The sequence below is a fragment of the Shewanella sp. 10N.286.51.B2 genome (assembly GCF_041469265.1).
Lineage (GTDB): Bacteria > Pseudomonadota > Gammaproteobacteria > Enterobacterales > Shewanellaceae > Shewanella.
Genome location: NZ_JBFRKH010000017.1, coordinates 47,892 through 66,312, shown reverse-complemented (window position 1 = coordinate 66,312; position 18,421 = coordinate 47,892). Strand labels below are relative to the sequence as shown.

19 protein-coding genes are annotated in these 18,421 nt (G+C 41.4%); 10 read left to right on the top strand and 9 right to left on the bottom strand.

The window, feature by feature from the left end; genetic code table 11:
- The first annotated feature begins 129 nt into the window (after positions 1 to 129).
- The 4 genes from AB4140_RS05510 to AB4140_RS05495 are packed head-to-tail and all read left to right on the top strand — an operon-like array spanning position 130 to position 3,444.
- Positions 130 to 1,005: a MipA/OmpV family protein gene (locus AB4140_RS05510; RefSeq protein ID WP_102475560.1), complete on the top strand. Its 876-nt coding sequence runs from the start codon at positions 130 to 132 to the stop codon at positions 1,003 to 1,005.
- Positions 1,006 to 1,007: 2 nt separating this feature from the next.
- Positions 1,008 to 1,427 (top strand): DUF3019 domain-containing protein, encoded by a 420-nt coding sequence (locus tag AB4140_RS05505; RefSeq protein WP_076541170.1) that lies wholly within the window; start codon positions 1,008 to 1,010, stop codon positions 1,425 to 1,427.
- Complete coding sequence (locus AB4140_RS05500; RefSeq protein WP_076541172.1) at positions 1,427 to 2,140, top strand: winged helix-turn-helix domain-containing protein; 714 nt, start codon at positions 1,427 to 1,429, stop codon at positions 2,138 to 2,140. The genes AB4140_RS05505 and AB4140_RS05500 overlap by 1 nt, the downstream gene beginning before the upstream one ends.
- Positions 2,141 to 2,157: 17 nt before the next feature.
- Positions 2,158 to 3,444, top strand: coding sequence for an ATP-binding protein (locus AB4140_RS05495; protein ID WP_102475561.1), 1,287 nt, complete (start codon positions 2,158 to 2,160; stop codon positions 3,442 to 3,444).
- Positions 3,445 to 3,590: 146 nt separating this feature from the next.
- Here AB4140_RS05495 and AB4140_RS05490 read toward each other — a convergent pair whose 3' ends face one another.
- Entirely contained in the window at positions 3,591 to 3,899 is a 309-nt protein-coding gene (locus AB4140_RS05490) for a DUF1289 domain-containing protein (protein ID WP_372000077.1), read from the bottom strand.
- Between the two features lie 210 nt (positions 3,900 to 4,109).
- Here AB4140_RS05490 and AB4140_RS05485 point away from each other — a divergent pair, with 210 nt between their 5' ends.
- Complete coding sequence (locus AB4140_RS05485; RefSeq protein ID WP_102438834.1) at positions 4,110 to 4,697, top strand: DUF4136 domain-containing protein; 588 nt, start codon at positions 4,110 to 4,112, stop codon at positions 4,695 to 4,697.
- Between the two features lie 83 nt (positions 4,698 to 4,780).
- On the opposite strand, the gene AB4140_RS05480 is transcribed toward AB4140_RS05485, so the two are convergent.
- On the bottom strand, positions 4,781 to 5,926 hold the full coding sequence (locus tag AB4140_RS05480; protein WP_102475562.1) for an HlyD family secretion protein: 1,146 nt from the start codon (positions 5,924 to 5,926) through the stop codon (positions 4,781 to 4,783).
- A gap of 2 nt (positions 5,927 to 5,928) precedes the next feature.
- Entirely contained in the window at positions 5,929 to 6,324 is a 396-nt protein-coding gene (locus tag AB4140_RS05475) for a DUF3302 domain-containing protein (protein ID WP_241900959.1), read from the bottom strand.
- A 231-nt stretch (positions 6,325 to 6,555) separates the two neighbouring features.
- On the opposite strand from AB4140_RS05475, the gene purT reads away from it, so the two are divergent.
- On the top strand, positions 6,556 to 7,752 hold the full coding sequence (gene purT / locus AB4140_RS05470; protein WP_102438838.1) for a formate-dependent phosphoribosylglycinamide formyltransferase: 1,197 nt from the start codon (positions 6,556 to 6,558) through the stop codon (positions 7,750 to 7,752).
- Positions 7,753 to 7,931: 179 nt separating this feature from the next.
- Here the strand turns inward: purT and AB4140_RS05465 are convergent, their stop codons facing one another.
- From AB4140_RS05465 to AB4140_RS05440, 6 genes are all read right to left on the bottom strand, one after another.
- Positions 7,932 to 8,390 (bottom strand): hypothetical protein, encoded by a 459-nt coding sequence (locus tag AB4140_RS05465; protein ID WP_102438840.1) that lies wholly within the window; start codon positions 8,388 to 8,390, stop codon positions 7,932 to 7,934.
- A gap of 31 nt (positions 8,391 to 8,421) precedes the next feature.
- A complete protein-coding gene (locus AB4140_RS05460) occupies positions 8,422 to 9,372 on the bottom strand; it encodes a D-2-hydroxyacid dehydrogenase (RefSeq protein ID WP_102438842.1) in 951 nt (316 codons plus the stop codon).
- 14 nt (positions 9,373 to 9,386) lie between these two features.
- Positions 9,387 to 10,001, bottom strand: a complete 615-nt coding sequence (locus tag AB4140_RS05455) for an outer membrane beta-barrel protein (protein WP_102475563.1) — start codon at positions 9,999 to 10,001, stop codon at positions 9,387 to 9,389.
- A 59-nt stretch (positions 10,002 to 10,060) separates the two neighbouring features.
- On the bottom strand, positions 10,061 to 10,837 hold the full coding sequence (djlA, locus tag AB4140_RS05450; protein ID WP_076541194.1) for a co-chaperone DjlA: 777 nt from the start codon (positions 10,835 to 10,837) through the stop codon (positions 10,061 to 10,063).
- 107 nt (positions 10,838 to 10,944) lie between these two features.
- Positions 10,945 to 11,643, bottom strand: coding sequence for an N-acetylmuramate alpha-1-phosphate uridylyltransferase MurU (gene murU / locus AB4140_RS05445; protein ID WP_102475564.1), 699 nt, complete (start codon positions 11,641 to 11,643; stop codon positions 10,945 to 10,947).
- 58 nt (positions 11,644 to 11,701) lie between these two features.
- Positions 11,702 to 12,715: an aminoglycoside phosphotransferase family protein gene (locus AB4140_RS05440; RefSeq protein WP_372000073.1), complete on the bottom strand. Its 1,014-nt coding sequence runs from the start codon at positions 12,713 to 12,715 to the stop codon at positions 11,702 to 11,704.
- Between the two features lie 135 nt (positions 12,716 to 12,850).
- Between AB4140_RS05440 and lptD the strand changes: the two genes are divergently transcribed.
- The 4 genes from lptD (at position 12,851) to rsmA (ending at position 18,384) form a co-directional block, all read left to right on the top strand.
- A complete protein-coding gene (gene lptD, locus AB4140_RS05435) occupies positions 12,851 to 15,148 on the top strand; it encodes an LPS assembly protein LptD (protein ID WP_102475565.1) in 2,298 nt (765 codons plus the stop codon).
- A gap of 122 nt (positions 15,149 to 15,270) precedes the next feature.
- Complete coding sequence (surA, locus tag AB4140_RS05430) at positions 15,271 to 16,575, top strand: peptidylprolyl isomerase SurA (RefSeq protein WP_102438850.1); 1,305 nt, start codon at positions 15,271 to 15,273, stop codon at positions 16,573 to 16,575.
- Between the two features lie 9 nt (positions 16,576 to 16,584).
- Complete coding sequence (pdxA, locus tag AB4140_RS05425) at positions 16,585 to 17,571, top strand: 4-hydroxythreonine-4-phosphate dehydrogenase PdxA (protein ID WP_102438852.1); 987 nt, start codon at positions 16,585 to 16,587, stop codon at positions 17,569 to 17,571.
- A 6-nt stretch (positions 17,572 to 17,577) separates the two neighbouring features.
- Complete coding sequence (gene rsmA / locus AB4140_RS05420) at positions 17,578 to 18,384, top strand: 16S rRNA (adenine(1518)-N(6)/adenine(1519)-N(6))-dimethyltransferase RsmA (protein ID WP_076541204.1); 807 nt, start codon at positions 17,578 to 17,580, stop codon at positions 18,382 to 18,384.
- The last annotated feature ends 37 nt before the right edge of the window (positions 18,385 to 18,421 follow it).

Here is an 18,421-nt window from a genome sequence, read left to right as displayed (position 1 = left end):
AAACGGCTTAATGTAAATTAATCACACCAGTATCAGTTTGTATCATTAAGGTAAAATCAGTGTAGCTAAATAATGAACAATGTTAACATTATGTTTATTGAAGTTTTATTGATTAGGTAGCAGCCTTAGATGTATCGATTATTGCTCATACTTACCATTGTTATTGCTGGTATCAAGCCAGCGCAAGCTGAAGACACCTGTCAAATTGATGGCGACTGCATTGTGGTTGGTCAATGGGATGTCAGTCTAGCTTTGGGCTGGGGCAATAAAACCAACCCAGTAAGTACCTATAAAGATATACCTATCTATGTCATACCCTCCGTCGCCTATTATGGTGAAAGCTGGTTTTTTGACAACTTCAATTTTGGCTACACCCTGGTAGAGCAAGAAAGTTTTACCCTTAATCTCGCGAGCAGTTATAGCGATGAACGTGCTTTCTTTTATCGCTGGGACCCATCAAACATTTTTTTACCCCAAGCCAGTAGCTTTGATGAGACGGTTGAACTCCCTGCAGCGGATCTCACAGAATCTAGAGGTATATCACAACCTGAGGTTTTAAATGAGCTTGAAACCAGACACTTCACTGTATATGGTGGTGTGGAATTTTTTTGGTACGGCAAATTAGGTATATTAAGACTCACCGCAGCCCATGATTTACTTAATGTTCATAATGGACAAGAAGCCAGTGCCAGTTGGTCGTACTCTTTAGCTCTTGATAAATTCCGCTTTGATTTATCATTAGAAGCTGATTGGAAAAGTTCGCAAGTTATTGCTTATTACTATGGTATTAGATCAACTGAAAATCTATACTGGAACACGCAATATCAGCCAGGTTCTGGCTGGAATAAAGCGATTGAGCTAACGACACGTTATAGTCTTTCACAACGCTGGGATTTACTTTTAGCGGCACGTTACACCCGGTTAGCTGATGAAATTATTGACAGTCCAATTATTAATGAAAATTACTCTCGCTCCTACTTCATTGGAGCTGCATATAGGTTCTAATCTTGTTCAGTAAACAAGAATATAACCTCTATCACTTTTTCGGTATATTAATACTGATATTTAGTGCTTTCTGCGTCAAAGCTGATACGCTTGAAACGCAAGCACAGCTTTCGGCTACGCCTCATTTATGCCTCAAAGACGCTCAAAACAAACATTGCGAGATGGATATTGAGCTAAATTGGCAACTGAAAACTGACCAACTCATTTGTATTGAATCTAACTATCAAGCAATGAGTCGCTGGTGTAGTGATTCTACTGATGATCATTCATTGCAATTTTCAGTAAAAACCAATAAAGACATTCACTTTGTCTTGGTAAGTAAAAATAATAATAATGAATTGGCGGACGTAATCCTAAAAGTCACCACAATGTCCGAACCTAAAGTTCGCAGACGTTACCGAAATCCTTGGAGTTTATTTTAATGGCAACCCCCCCATCAACTCATAGAGTTCTGTTGGTAGAAGATGATATTCGTCTTGCCAACTTAATTGTGGACTACCTAAAATCACACGATATGCACGTTGAAGTTGAACGACGTGGCGATACCGTTTTAACACGATTGATTAGTTACAAGCCTGATATCATCCTACTTGATATTATGCTGCCTGGACTTGATGGATTAAGCCTGTGTGAAAAATTACCTGACTACTTCTCAGGCCCTATATTGTTAATGAGTGCGCTTGGCTCTCCAGAAGACCAAATCAAAGGCCTAGAATTAGGCGCTGATGATTATGTTGTCAAACCTGTCGACCCAAGCTTGTTAGTGGCACGTATAAACAACCTATTACGCCGTCAGGCACAACCGCCAAAACCAGAATCTCATTGTTTAAGCTTTGGTAAGTTAAGCATCGACCCGCATACCCAAGCGATTCGCTTAGGCAATACCGAGGTTGATTTAACTAGCCATGAGTTTGAATTATTGTGGTTACTGGCGTCACAAGCGGGGCAAGTATTAAGTAGACAATACATCTACCAATACTTACTCAATATCGATTTTGATGGTAAAGACAGAAAAATTGATGTGCGCATATCTCGCTTACGTAAAAAGCTTGGAGATAGTATCGAAACACCATTCAGAATAAAAACTGTTTGGGGACAAGGTTATTTATTCGCGCCTGAAGCGTGGAATAACTAATTAGGTCATAGAAGACTTTGAAAAGACTCTTCATCAGCCTATACCTATTACTTAGCTTAAGCTTTTTAGGTATAGGCTGGACATTAGATAGCCTCTGGCAACAGCAAGTCGATGAATACGAGAACATTGACTCGCCATTAATCGCCTTTGCATTATTATTGTCTTTGCAACCTAAAGAGCAGCGCTTAGCGCAGCTTAAAATCATTCAAAAGCAACACCCCTACCCGTTAGCTTTATTTGAAAAAGATGAAATTGCTTTAAGTGGCAATGTCGAATTCTTGGCCAATGAAATAGTCACCACCACCACAGATAGCAGCCACGAATTGCAATTTATTGCCGTGGGTGATCAAGTGTTAATGGCAGGCCCAGTAGATATCGATCCCCGCGGGTTGCTGCGTAATATTTTTACGATATTCTTTTATTTGATGCTGGCCTTTGTCGCCTTAATTTGGGTATGGCCATTATCCAAAGATCTCAAAACCCTTAAAAAAGCCACGCAAAACTTTGGTGAAGCCAAATGGGATACCCGTATTGAGCTCAATCCCGGCTCTCAAGTCGCACCGTTAGCCAACACCTTTAATGACATGGCGCGGCATATCAGTGATTTAATTGAAAACCAAAAACACCTCTCTAATGCCGTATCACACGAAATCAGAACCCCGCTAGCACGGTTAAAGTTTGCTTTAGCCTTACTACCACAATATTGTTTGCCCAATAGTGATGAGCAACGACGCCAGCAATTTCTTGATGACATGCAAATTGATATCAAAGAAATGGAAACCTTACTGCAAGAGCTATTGACCTATGCCAGCTTAGAAGTGCAACAAGAGCCCACATTAGAGCGCTGCGGCTTAGTGTCCATTACAGAAGAGCTGATCACGCGTTTAACCCCATTAAGCGATAAACCGATTAAATTTAAGCATATGTATAGTGAGTTATATGTGATGGCAGAACCACTGCTGATTGAGCGTGCGATTCAAAATCTTGTTACTAACTCCCAACGCTACACCCATAATGAAATTGTTGTGTCTTTGTCTGAAGATGACCAACACCTGCTCCTAACAGTATCTAATGATGGTCCCGCGATCCCTGAAGAAGATCATGAAAGATTATTTGAGCCTTTTTATCGCAGTAAGTCACAGCACCAAGGCAATAAAGGCCATGGTTTAGGCTTAGCCATTATCAAACGCATCATGTTGCGCCACAAAGGCGATGTCACATTAACCAGTGATGATGACAACACTTGTTTCACTTTAATGTGGCCAAAAAGTAAACGCGAACTAGCTGCAGAAAGCGCACATTAATCTCAATGGTTAGCTTAACGCTGAAGCTGACGATAGAAATAATGGAGATTGGCCGTTAGCGGCGCAGGCTGTAATAGACCCACCACATCAAACTCAATAATATTAATTACAGCTAAAGCCTACCTAAAACCACAAGGTTGCAATCACTAATCTAAGCTAAAATCAGCCAAATCAATGTTGTCATCATCAGTTTGTTCATCAAAGTCAAATTGTGGATTAGCCTGAGCTTGCTGCTGTTTTATCGCTATTTGATGGGCTTTAAATTTGGCATATTGTCGGCGGCGCTTTCGCTGCTGGCATAAGCGAATAATATTATGCTTTTGTGCATCAGAAAAATGCAGCCAGTTAAAACGCTCATCTCGATTTCTCAAACAGCCATTACAATATCCGCGCGCATCAGTTTGACACACACCTATGCAAGGGCTTGGGAGGGAAAAAAAACTTAACTGTTCCATATTTAACTGACGTTTCTCTCCGACAAAATTGAAGTTTTATGCTTCTAACTTAGCATTAATTAACCAAAAAGCCATGTTCAGCGCTGGTTATTTGACCGACGAATTCTGTGTAAGATTGGTTTACTGCAGGCTTTTGATTTAAGCTGATTATTAATTCGCTCAAGAAAACATCCTATAACAAACAGATTCATTGATTAACCGGAGCCACTTATGCTATTTCGTGCGTTATTTACAATGTTACTTCTACTAGGATTAAGCGCCTGCCAAAGCACCACAGGAAAGTCAGACTTTGATACCAAATATGACTTTAGTCAGTTAAAACGATTTCATTTTATTGAAGTGTCAAATCAAGGGGATCAACTTAGCGCCGAGCGGATCAGAGCCAGTATACGTGCCAATTTATTAGCCAAAAACTTTATCGAGCAAGTAGAAAATGACTTAGCCGTGAGTGGTGAAGCCACTGGTAATGACATAACTGGTGACTTTGGCGTCAGCTACGCCTTTTTAACCAAGGACAAACCAAAAAGCTCAGGGCTTTCTATTGGTCTAGGTACTGGTACTAGTGGCAGTAATGGTGGTATTGGGATTGGTACTAGCATGGGAATCCCCATCGGCAGTGACAGCGCTAAAATCCAAGTGATTCAAATTGATATTATAGATTTAAAAGATAACCGACTCATCTGGCGCGGCACTGATGAATATGACTTTGAATCTGGTGGTAATGAAAAAGTCACTGAAACGACCAAAACCATTAATACCATTCTGGCTCAGTTCCCGCCTCAGGCTGCTGTAAAATAACAATTAATCTTATTCTTTATAAGTTGCTAAAATAAAAAGTCCGCAGTCGCGGACTTTTTTATAAAAGAATAATCACATTATCACTAATGCCCTTCAGCAAACAGATAATTGAGCCAACCTTGCATCCGCAATAACACTTTACGAATAATCGAAACATGAGTGAAATGCTCGGTATAAATTGCCGCTTGCCCAGCTACACCTGCAGGCAAGCTGGTGCGTAGTTCATCGTCAGCTAACTCGATTAATACTAACACCCGGCCACGCTTAAATAACTCATTTGAAGAGCGCAGCGCACCGCCAAATTGCAGCTCACCTTCTGACATTGCAGGTAATACCTTAACGACTTTACCTTTATGTACTTGGCCAGGCATAGCATCAAGGATAATTTCCGCTTCATCACCTTCTTTTAAGCGCAGTAATGAATTTTGCCAAAATGCACCAGCAAAGTAGCGGTCTTCATCAGGTATAAATGTCATAGTGGGTCGCAGCGGAATAGGCACAGCCATCACCCCCGGACGCAACGCCATTTGAGTGACTATGCCATCAACTGGTGCTTTCACTTCGGTTTGTTCTAAATTAAAGATAGCGGCATCAAGTTCGGCTTTAACCACAGCTACATCAGTATTTACCCCGTCGATGTTTGACTCAAATGCCAGTCTAAAACGGATTTCTTCCGCTAACGCCGATTTAAAAGCAGCTTCTGCTGCTAAATATGATTGGCGTTTATTATCTAACTCAATTTCAGAAAATGGCGAGTTTCTACCACCTTTACGGCGACCTTCATCATAACGCTCAAAGGCAGATTTGGTTCTGTCACGATTAGCCTCTGCTTGCGCTGCGCGGGCAATCGCACTATCCCATGAGGCTTTTAATTGTGGCACGGCTTGCAGTGCATCTTCCAGTGCCGCTTCTTTTTGTTTAACGACAGCAATGAAAGGGGTTGGGTCGATTCTAAATAGCACTTCACCTTTTTTGACAGGAACATTGGGCTTAACATTGACTTCAACCACTAAGCCTTTTACTGCAGGATTGATTGGGATTGAAACGAAATATTCACGGGCAAACTTAGTATAAGGATGGTTATAGTTCATCAGTACTAATAAAGTACCAATTAATACTATTCCGCCTAACACCGCCGTTGGCACAGTCCATTTGTTGAGTGGGATTTTAAAAATTTTGAATATCGCCACACATAAAGCGGTATAGGTTAATATCAGTAACAGATCCATCGCTACGCTCCTTGTTCTGGCTGCGGTTGAGGTTTAACAGCATCGGTGACACTTGCTTGTTCCGATGGCGACTCAATAGAGATTAAACGCTCATTTAGGTCATTAACCTTATCTAACAATTCTTTCACTTCACCTTCCAACATAAGCTCTCGCTTCTTACCATCACTAAAGCCCCAGCCTCTATCTTCGCGGTATAAGGTTGCCCAAATCCATAAGAATGGCCAAATAGCGTGTAGGGTAAATAAACTGACCCAACCAGCGATATGCAAAGCATCCTGCTGTGGGTGATTACGCTTTTTAGCAATTTCATAGGGGATATCATGAATCGCGATAACACCGTAAAAAATAACTAATGCTACAAAAAACAGCAGTCCTAGAGCAAAATAATCCAAAAACATATGACACTCCTATCACAATCAAAGCAAAAGAAATAACAACCAAAATCAACAAACTGGCAACCTCAAGATAACACAAGGCAATAGCTAAAATAACCAATTAAAGTGCTTTATTCGCTATAAAAATAAGAGTTTTCACGTGATCTTTTACACACTTATCGGTTTAGCTAATCAATCAAATACGAATAAAAGGTAAACTGCCTCGGCTATTTTTTCCCCCTACAAGGTTAAATAATGAATAACAATGTCCCTTTCACCTTTGGTACCGCTGAAACTGACGGTGCAGTTAAAGCCATGCTGCTAGGTTGTGGTGAGCTTGGTAAAGAAGTCGCTATCGAATTACAACGCTTTGGCATCGAAGTTATTGGCGTAGATCGCTACCCTAATGCTCCAGCCATGCAAATTGCACATCGTTTTCATGTGGTAAACATGTTGGACGAAAAAGCATTACGAGACGTTATTGAATTAGAACAACCGCATCTAGTGATCCCAGAAATTGAAGCTATCGCTACTCAAACCCTAGTTGAGTTAGAAAAAGGCGGCATCAATATCATTCCAACAGCTAAAGCGACTCAGTTAACCATGGATAGAGAAGGCATTCGCCGCCTAGCCGCTGAAACCTTAGGGATTCCAACATCGCCTTATTTCTTTTGCGATACATTCGCTGAGTTTACTGCCGCAATTGAGCAAATTGGTCAGCCCTGTGTGGTTAAACCTGTAATGAGTTCATCAGGTAAAGGTCAAAGCGTGATAAAAACCAATGCGCAAATTGAACAAGCTTGGCAATACGCTCAAGAAGGTGGCCGCGCGGGTGGTGGGCGAGTGATTGTGGAAGGCTTTATTGATTTTGATTATGAAATCACCTTGCTGACCATTAGTGCTGTCAATGGCATTCATTATTGTGATGCCATTGGCCACAGACAAGAAGACGGTGATTACCGTGAGTCTTGGCAGCCTCAAGCAATGTCAGCAGCTGCACTTACCAAAGCGCAGCAAATTGGTGAGCAAGTAGTAACCGCGTTAGGCGGCTATGGTTTATTCGGTGTTGAGCTGTTTATCAAAGGTGATGATGTTTACTTTTCAGAAGTATCACCAAGACCCCATGATACTGGTTTAGTCACGCTTATCAGCCAAGATTTATCTGAGTTTGCTTTGCATGTTCGGGCTATTTTAGGCCTGCCTATTACCGAAATTAAGCAACATGGCGCAAGTGCCTCTGCGGTTATTCTGGCTGAAGGAAAGTCTGAAAATATTCGCTATCAAGGCGTTGCTGAAGCATTAGTGCAAACGGATACCCAAATTAAGCTGTTTGGTAAACCTGATATTGATGGTAGACGCCGTCTGGGTGTTGCCTTAGCCCGTGATAACAATATTGATAATGCCATAACGAAAGCCATAGCATCGGCGGCAAAAGTTAAGGTTATATTTTAGCTTTACACTATAATAACTCGCCTATTACCACGTCATAATTACGCTTTGTGACCTAGGTTAATGATTGCTCGCTGTAGACATAAACGCCTAACCTCAAGCACATAAAGTACTAAGGTTAGGCTTTTTATTGGATAAATTCGATGTGGTATTAACATCACCTTGAAGGGCTTATGAAGCAGTTAGCTGCTTTTTCTTTTAGGCAGTGCTCTACCTTGCAAATGAAATAACACTAAAATTAACATCCTTAATAAGGATTTAAGTTTACCACCTTGCTCGAAACGCCCCGCTATCATCAACTTTTGCAAAACAAATATTTTACCGTAAACATTGGCAACCAGCTCATCAGAGCTTTTACCGATATATTTATCAAACTCAGGGTAATCAATAATGGCCTTGGCCAATAAGCTATTAGCAGTTAAACGATTAAAGTCATAACCTTGTATCATTGATTGCTTAAACACATCGACATCAATTCCTGCCACGATTTGATCAGCACTAAGACCCTGTTTTAGCCCTACAGCGATAAAATTGATATTGGCTTCAATTTCAAATAACAGCGCGCGTTGCTGGCCTTTATGCTTCTCAACCCGCGCATGCTCTTTTTCAAATACATCGTAAAGCGCTTTCCATAAACTCATATTGCACAAATATCCTTATTTGTTTTTCTGGCTAAGTAACCTGATTACATGGGCTGTTTTTTAAAAATTGCGCCACATTATCCACGGCAATATTTAACAGATTTTGCCTTGCCTCTGTTGTTGCCCAAGCGATGTGAGGGGTAATAATGGTATTTTTAGCCGCTAATAACGGGTTATCAGCCATTGGCGGCTCGCTTGAAAGCACATCAAGTGCAGCGCTAAGGCGGTTGTCATTTAACGCATCTGCCAATGCTACTTCATCCACTAAACCGCCTCGAGCGGTATTAACCAGTAGCGCGTTAGGCTTAAACAACTCAAGACTTTGAGCATTGATCATTTTATCAGTGGCTTGATTAAGCGGACAATGCAACGACACGATATCTGACTGGCTTAATAACTTATTGAGCGTCTGCCATTGAACACCTGCAGGTAAATCCGTTTTGGGTGTCGATGTGTTAATTAACACATTCATATTAAATGCCAGCGCTAACCTTGCCACTTGTTGACCAATATCACCATAGCCAACAACCCCCATAGTTTTGCCTTTAAGTGATACTAAAGATGAAAGCGTAAAACAAAAGTCTCTTGATTGACTCCACTGACCTTTTTTTACTGCTTTATCATGTAAATCCACCTGCTGGGTATGTTGCAGTATTAAAGCAAATACCATTTGCGCCACAGCATCAGGGCCATAAGCAGGCACATTGGTTACAACTATCTGCTGCGCGCTAGCCGCTGCGATATCAACCACATTGGTACCTGTTGCCGTCACACCTATGTATTTAAGCTGTGGACATTGGCTTATCACCTCAGCATTGATTACCGCTTTATTGGTTAAAATTATATCGGCATCTTTGCTACGGGAGATAATATCTGCCGCCATAGTGTGTTCATAAACGCTAAGCTCACCCAGCGCAGCTAACGATGACCAATCTAAATCACCCGGATTTAATGTATGGCCATCAAGTACAACAATTTTCATGTTCGGTCACCTAATTAAAATTTAACCTCTAAACCAATATTGCCCTGCCCTTGCCACATGATATCGGCAGAAATATTCCACACACATTCATTGGGGCCGCAGAAAAAGCTATTGTTTGAGTTAACGAATGTAGCGTAGCCTCTTACATCGGCAAATAAGGCCACTTGAGAGGTAATGTCATAGGCTACGCCGCCGCCAAATCCCATTGAAAAACGGGTTTCAGTTGAAAAGTCATTGCTCGGTCGCATGTGCGTGACACCGGCAGTGACGGTAACGTAAGGTTTAACGCGGCCATTGGGGAAAAATAAACTTCCACCGACATGGAAATAATCAACATCAAGATCAGTAAAGACATCCGCACTAAAAGCATTGCTTCTCAAATCAGTTTTTTGCGTGCTATACAGAAAGTAGATATTACCTGGGTCTTTGGTCGTGACTCCTGCCATAAAGCCATAATGCTCAGATTCGGTTATTTTTAGCTTATCTGTTTGCTGACTATTCAGATCGCCAATGTCAAATTCTGTACTGCCAAAACTATAACCGCCAAAAGGAGCAACAAACACCTCAGCTTGAACAGAGGTTGCTAACAACGCCAAACTTACTAGACTCACAGTCGCTTTATATTGCATAGAAAACTCCCTTTAACATCACTTCTTAATGATGATTATTGTGTTTACCACCCCTGCGCTTATTTCATTCCTCGAGATGTTTTAACTGTTTCATAAGCAGATTGAATGTCTTGAGCTTTACTTTTTGCCAGCTCCATCATTTCTTCTGGCAAACCTTTAGCGACCAGTTTATCTGGATGATGCTCATTCATGAGTTTTCGATAAGCACGTTTGATTTCTTGGTCGCTGGAAGACTCCTGCTTACCCAATAGTGAATAAGCGTCTTCAAGCTGCATGTGGCTGCCATTAGCCGTTTGATGATGGTGAAACTCTGCCTGCCAACGATTAAGTAGCGCATCCAAATGAGCTTGGCCTAACCCTAACTCTTTGGCTATGGTTGATAAAATCTGCTTTTCTTTGCTATGTAATTCGCCATCAGACAGTGCGGTTTGAATTTGAATTTCAAGAAACATTTGTAATATTTCACGGCGACCTTGGGTCATCACTCGAAATTCGCGCAGGGTTTTGACTAAGTCGAAATTGGCATCGCGTCCATTTCTAAATGCTGTTTGCGCATCACGTCTTGCATCGCCAGTTAACTTCATTTGATCCATCAGCATAGTGGCAATACGAATATCCACATCCGTCACATGGCCAGAAGCTTTGGCAACATGGCCCATAACTGTAAAGGTTGTATTAAAAAACTCAGCTTGACGCTGATGCCCCTTACGCAGCATCTCGGCAAAACCACTGCGTTTATCGTACATATGCCCAAGCCAAAGCCCTAATAGGGCGCCGAAACCTTTACCAAACATGTAGCCGATAATAAAACCGAAAACCTTACCCCAAATACGCATTCATCTTCCTGTTGTTAATTTGTCTTACTGCTGAGCTCATCACTGTCTATGTCGACTGGTTATTTATGGCACATGTCGTCATGTCCTTACTGCGGCTTGCTTACAATTTACGTTTCTGCCGATATGGTGCCTGTTGCCAAGTAGTTTGTTAACAAGTCTAACCGCTCAATGGTACCTACATCACACCAGTAAGTACTGGTACGACTACCGATAATCTTTTTATCAGCCATTTTGTGACGTAATAATGGCCCTAAGGCTTGCTTACCAGCGCCAATGTCAGCAAACATTTTGGGATGATAAATCCCCATGCCTGAATAGGTTAGCTTATTGGCACCCGCTTGCGCTAATTGCGCTCCAATAATCGCAAAATCACCTTCTGGGTTATGCTGAGGATTATCAACTAACCATAAAAAAGCCTCTAATGCGGGTTCTGCTTTTAATTGCGCCATTGCCTGGGTGATATCAGGCAGTTCATCGATATATATATCGCCATTGATAACCAAAAAAGCTTCGTCACCTAATAGGCTTAAGGCTTGTTTAATACCGCCAGCAGTTTCTAAGGCGTTCTCTTCAGCACTATAGTTAATAGTGAGCCCCCACTGACTGCCATTGCCTAGCGCTTGTACTAATTTATGCCCTAACCAAGCATGGTTGATGACAACTTCTTTGATACCAGCGGCGGCTAACTTTTCTAAATGGTAAACAATTAGCGGTTTACCCGCTGCTGCAACCAAAGGTTTGGGAAGTGAATCTGTAAGCGGTCGTAATCGCTCACCACGACCCGCAGCCAAAATCATGGCTTTCATATTTTAATGTCCATAAGGTTAAGCTTATCTGTGTATATTAACGGTAGCCGCACGAATATCATTGATCTGTCGCATCTGCAGTAAAATGCGTTAGCACCTTTTGTTGCAACCATTGACCAAAGTCTTGTAGCTCTGGGTATAAAGCGGCAATATCAACGATGTAACTAAGGGTAAGTGGAATATCCTTCAAATAACCGGCTTTGCCATCACGCAAATTCAGCCGTACAAAAATGCCGGCGGCTTTTATGTGGCGCTGCATTCCCATTAAATCAAACCAGCGCTGATATTGGCTAAAGCTTACACCATCATCAATTAATCCATGCTGAATACATAAATTAAAATGATCCATTTGAAGCTGATTAACCACAGCATCTGGCCATCTCACATAACAGTCTCGCAGTAATGACACCGCATCATAGGTAACAGGGCCAATCACCGCATCTTGAAAATCAATTAAGGCTAATTGTTGCTGATTTATGAGAATATTGCGGCAATGAAAATCACGGTGCATTCCGACACTAGGCTGCTCAATTGCATTGGCGGTTAACACCCCAAAAGCATTCTCGATAATGCCATGCTCATCTTCACTCAGGGTTAATTGCAAATGCTTCGATAACAGCCACTCGGTAAAAATGGCTAACTCTCGCTGCACAAAAGCGGCATCGTATTGCGGTAAATCCCCCTTAATGGTGGACTTAACCTGTGCCACTTGCGGCAATAACCCTAACGCTTGCTGATAAAAATCAATCACAGATTGGTCATTCAGGCGTGTTATGAGTTGCTCATCGCCTAAATCTGACTGCAATACAAAGCCGTTAATATCATCTTGTGCTATAACTTCAGGTACCTTTAATCCTGATTGTGCGTATGCAGCTGCTAGCTCAATAAAGGGCGCTATAGGTACCAGTTCAACAGGCGAATCAGAGACGATATACGTATTTGCTAAATGCTGAACGCGAAAATAACGACGAAAACTGGCATCACCACAAATGAGTGTTGGGGTGATATCTGTGTTGAAATGTTGACTTAACCACTTACTCAGTAAAATAAATCTTGTATCAGATAAACTCATCTCAATGGCTCTTATGTAAAAATTGCTTTATTATAGCCAACATAACATTTGGAAACAGCTAAAGATAAAATGTTAGCTGTGGCTCTTTTTTCAATTCATTTTGTCTAGACTAAGAATTCATAATCAATTATTAACATGCAGATCCGTTATTTCCTGGCATTAAGCCTGTTACCAAACCTAGTCTTGGCACAAGAGTCTCCTGAAATTGAAGAGGCTCAGCTTCAGTGTGCAGTGCAGGCCCCCGTTTCACCGTCAATAAACGACCGTGATAGCATTAGCAATATTTCAGCTGAAGATATTGTCATTATTTCCGATCGCTCTGAAGCAGCCATGGGCGATAAAGCCCATTTTTCTGGTAATGTCAGTTTCAGCCAAGGTAGTCGCCATATCAGTGCTGACGAAGCCATCTTAGATCAAAAAAATGAACAATTAGATGCTAATGGCAATCTGATTTTCAGTGATGAGCAATTTACCGTAACCGCAGATTCATTAAATGCGCAAATGCTGACCAACAGCGCCACCCTTACTGGGGCTAAGTATTGGCTTAATGGCCAACAAATTAACGGCGATGCTCAGCAATTAAAAATTACCGAACAAAACAATTTAGAGCTCAGTAACACCAATTTCACCACCTGCCCCCCTGGTGATAACTCTTGGCGCCTTGAAGCCAAAGAAATACGCATCGACAGCAGTGAAGAATGGGGTGAGATCTGGGATGCTAAATTACGCATAGCCGATGTACCGATTATGTACATCCCCTATATGACCATTCCGGTTTCAGATAAAAGAAAGTCAGGCTTCTTATTTCCCAGTTTTAGCACCAGTACCACCAATGGCGTTGAAGTCAGTGTGCCTTATTATTGGAATATCGCCCCAGAATACGACTTAACCTTTACCCCAACCTATATGTCAGCCCGTGGGTTTTACAGTAAAACAGAATTTCGATACTTAGCCGGTGAACAACAAAATGGTCAATTCAACTTTGAATTCCTTGCTAATGACGACAAGTTAGATAATAGCCCTGACCGTTACCTGTACCATTGGCGCCATCAAGGCGCAATAAATGACAATTGGCGTGTACAAGCTAACTTTACAGATGTCTCAGACAATAACTATTTCAATGATCTCAGTTCTGATGTTAATCGATCAACGGATAATCAGCTTTCACGTATTGGTGAAATTAGCTACTTTGAACGAGATTGGAACCTCGGCATGCGGGTACAAGACATTAAAGTTCTCGGCGAAGAAGAGAGCCCTTATCAGGTTATGCCTCAGCTGAACTTTAACTATCAGACTAATGATTTTTGGAATGGGTTAGATTTTAAATTCAATTCTGAGCTAACCAATTTTCAACATACAGAAAATGACTATGCCACGGCGACACGTTTTCATATGGAGCCAAGTATAAGCTGGCCGATACAGGGGCCTGCAGGTTCTGTGACCAGTGAAGTTAAATTACTGCAAACCCAATACTGGCAAGACAACAATAACAGCAATGATGAACTGGATGACACGGTTAACCGAACCATTCCTCAAGTGCGAATTCACGGTCAAATTAATTTTGAACGTCAGTTAGCCATGCTTGGCAGTAATTACAAACAAACCTTAGAGCCACAATTTCAATATTTATATGTCGGCTACGAAGACCAATCTAATATTGGGATTTATGATACTGCCCAGTTACAAGAAGATTACTTTGGCTTATTTAGAGACCGCCGCTTTTCTGGTTTAGATAGAATTGCAGACACCAATCAAATAACCTTAGGGGTTACAACGCGCCTCTTTGATGAGTCCAATGTTGAAAAATTTAAATTCAGCATAGGTCAAATTGTGTTTATTGAAGATAGTAAAATAAATAGTTACAACGACATAGAAGCGGACGCATCAACCTCTGTGCTTGCCGCTGAAATCGATGCCAATATGTATCAAGATTGGTTTATTAGTGGTGCTGTGCAATTTGATACTGAAAACGGTGAGAATAAGAAAAGTGAAGTCACCTTAGATTTTAGGCCCAGTAATGACAAATTATTACAGTTTAGCTATCGCTATGTGCCTGATTTGCTTAACACCAACACTAATGACAGAGTGAACATATCTCAAATAGGCATGCGCACCTCATGGCCAATAAGTGATGATTTATATTTTGTCGGTAACTTTTATTACGACTTAAATGAATCAAGAAATATTGAAACCTATACCGGTGTCCAATACGAATCTTGCTGCTGGGCATTGCGCTTAAGTTACCATTACCGCATTAAAACTAATTACGATGATGATTTAAATCCAAGTTTAGATACCCGAGAAGAGTTTGAAAGTGGTGTATACCTTAACTTTATCATTAAAGGCTTAGGTGGTTCTGGCCCCCTAGGTGTCGAAGACATGCTTGATGACGGATTATTTAACTATCGTAAACCACTTTACTTGAGGAATTAGCCATCATTTGTGGTAGATTGCTGAACCTACTGGAAAACAAACAGTCCTAATAAAAGATAACAACACTGTATGTGGTATATATTCCACTGCAATTAAAACTAAAAGTGCCAAGGATTTCGTGGATGAAACACTGTAAGAAAATGATTTTTGCTTTATTTACTTTGGCAATGAGCCAAGTAACCATCGCGGCGCCAGTTCCCCTCGACCGCGTATCAGTACAAATTAATGAGGGTATTATTCTTGAAAGTGAAATCACTCATATGGTGGCGTCGGTAAAAGCCAATGCGCTAAAAGCAGGCCAAGGCTTACCGTCAGATAATGCACTTCGCACTCAAGTTATTGAACGTTTAATTTTGACTCACTTGCAATTGCAAATGGCAGAACGTATTGGTCTATCTATTGGTGACCTACAGCTTGATCAAACCATTGAGAATATTGCTAAAGAGCAAAAGCTAACGGTTTCTCAAATGCAACAACAAATTGAAAGCGAAGGCATGAGCTATGCGCAATACCGTGAGCAATTACGTGAAGAAATCACCCTAGGTGAAATCCAACGTATTCAAGTTCAGCGTCGTATTCAAGTCTCACCTCAAGAGATCAGTAACTTAGTTAAAATGATCCAAGAGCAAGGTTTAAAAGATGTCGAGTTCCAAGTTGGACATATCTTAATTGAAGTGCCAAATAACCCAAGCAGTGAACAACTAGAAGCATCGAGCAAACGGGCGAATATCGTATTAGACCGCTTAAATGAAGGTGAAGATTTTCGCCGTACAGCTATCGCATCTTCATCAGGGCCTAAAGCGCTTGAAGGTGGTATCTGGGATTACATGAGCGTGAACGAAATGCCAACCTTGTTTGCTGAGGTAGTAACTGACGCTAAAACTGGTGATGTCATTGGCCCAATTAAAAGTGCCTCAGGTTTCCATATTATTAAAATCATGGACGCTCGCGGCCTGCAAACCAAAGAAATCAATGAAGTAAGATCACGACATATTCTGCTGAAACCATCACCGATCCTTTCAGAAGATCGTGCTAAAGCAATGCTAGAAAGCTTTTTAGCTCAAGTTCGTTCAGGCGAAGCTGATTTTGCAGCACTTGCCCGCCAATACTCTGAAGATCCAGGTTCTGGGGCAAAAGGTGGTGAATTAGGCTGGGCAGAACCGACTGTATATGTACCTGAGTTTGCTCAAACATTATCAAGCTTAGAAATTAATGAGTATAGTGAACCCTTTAGAACAACCCATGGATGGCACATCGTTCAACTTGAAGAAAAACGTAAAACTGATGCTACTGCTCAGTTTAATAGCAATCGTGCTCACCAGTTGATTTATCGTCGTAAGTTCAATGAAGAGCTACAAAACTGGTTAGATGAAATGCGTTCAGAAGCCTATATTGAAGTTTTTGAACCTGAGAGTACTCGAGGTTAAGCTAACTTAATGACAATACGTATTGCGATTACGCCGGGTGAACCGGCGAGTATCGGCCCAGATCTTGTTATTAAACTTGCTCAGCAGCCATGGCCTGCTGAGTTAGTTGTTTGCGCCGACCCAGAATTATTAACTAGCCGAGCAAAAATGCTTGGCTTGCCGCTGACATTAAGACCTTACCAGCCAACGTTACCTGCTAAGGCTCAGGAAGCTGGCACCTTAACCATTGCGCCATTTACTCTTGCTGCAGAAGTTGAATGCGGCAAATTAAATGAGCTTAACAGTGAATATGTGGTCGACACCTTGCGTTATGCGGGTGAGAAAAACATGACCAATGAATTTGAAGCTGTGGTAACGGGCCCTGTTCATAAAGGCATTATTAATCAAGCGGGTATACCTTTTAGCGGCCATACTGAATTTTTTGCATTACAAGCAAATTGCCAAGATGTGGTAATGATGCTGGCAGCGCCAGGTCTGCAGGTGGCGTTAATGACCACCCACATTCCACTGGCTTATGTTGCAAAAGCCATTACACGCGAGCGTTTACATCATATAATACAAATCTTGCACAGTGAGTTAGTGCAAAAGTTTGGCATTACTTCACCTAAAATATTCGTCTGCGGCCTTAATCCGCATGCTGGTGAAGATGGACACTTAGGCCGAGAAGAGATCGATATCATGATCCCTGCTCTGAATGAACTTAGAGAGCAAGGTATTGATATTGTAGGTCCATTACCTGCAGATACTTTATTCCAGCCTAAATACTTACAAGAAGCAGATGTGGTTCTTGCTATGTATCATGACCAAGGACTTCCAGTACTTAAATCTTTAGGTTTTGGAAAATCGGTTAACATTACCTTAGGTCTTCCGTATATCAGAACCTCTGTCGATCATGGCACAGCTTTAGAGCTAGCCGGAACCGGTGAAGCTGATAGTGGTAGTTTTACCTGTGCATTAAATAAAGCCATTGAATTGGCCTCAAAAGTAAGTAGTTAAATTTTAATGAGCAATAAAGTACATTTAGGCCACACGGCCAGAAAACGTTTTGGACAAAACTTTTTAACTGATGAAAGTGTGATCAGTCGGATCGTGGGCGCCATCTCGCCAGATAATGACCATGTTATGGTTGAAATTGGCCCAGGCCTTGGCGCATTAACTGAACCTGTTGCTGAATCAGTTGATTGCTTAACTGTAGTCGAATTAGATAGAGACTTAGTCGAGCGTTTAGAAAACCACCCAGTATTAAAGCATAAGCTTAATATCAATCAGGGTGATGCACTGAACTTCGACTTTAGCCAGTTGCAACAAGACGGCAAAAAGATGAAAGTATTTGGTAATTTACCGTACAACATCTCAACGCCGTTAATGTTTCACTTATTTGAGTTCGCTGAAATAATTGAAACCATGCACTTTATGCTACAAAAAGAAGTGGTTTTGCGCCTTTCTGCAAGTCCAGGCACTAAAGCTTACGGCCGCCTAACTGTGATGGCGCAGTACTACTGTAAAGTGGTACCTGTACTTGAAGTGCCGCCACAAAGCTTTACTCCGGCGCCAAAGGTCGACTCTGCAGTGGTACGTTTGTTGCCATACGATGTAAAACCATTCCCGTGTAAAGATGTCACCGTTTTACGTCATCTATGTACCACAGCCTTTAATATGCGCCGTAAAACACTACGGAATAACTTAAAGCACATGATAACAGATGATGAGTTCAGCGCGCTGAACATTGATTCGACTCTTCGACCGGAGCAAATAACTGTCGAGCAGTATGTGGCACTTGCAAATTTAGTTTGCGATAAAAATCTATAATTCTAAGGGCACTTTTCATTGAAAGTGCCCTTTCGTT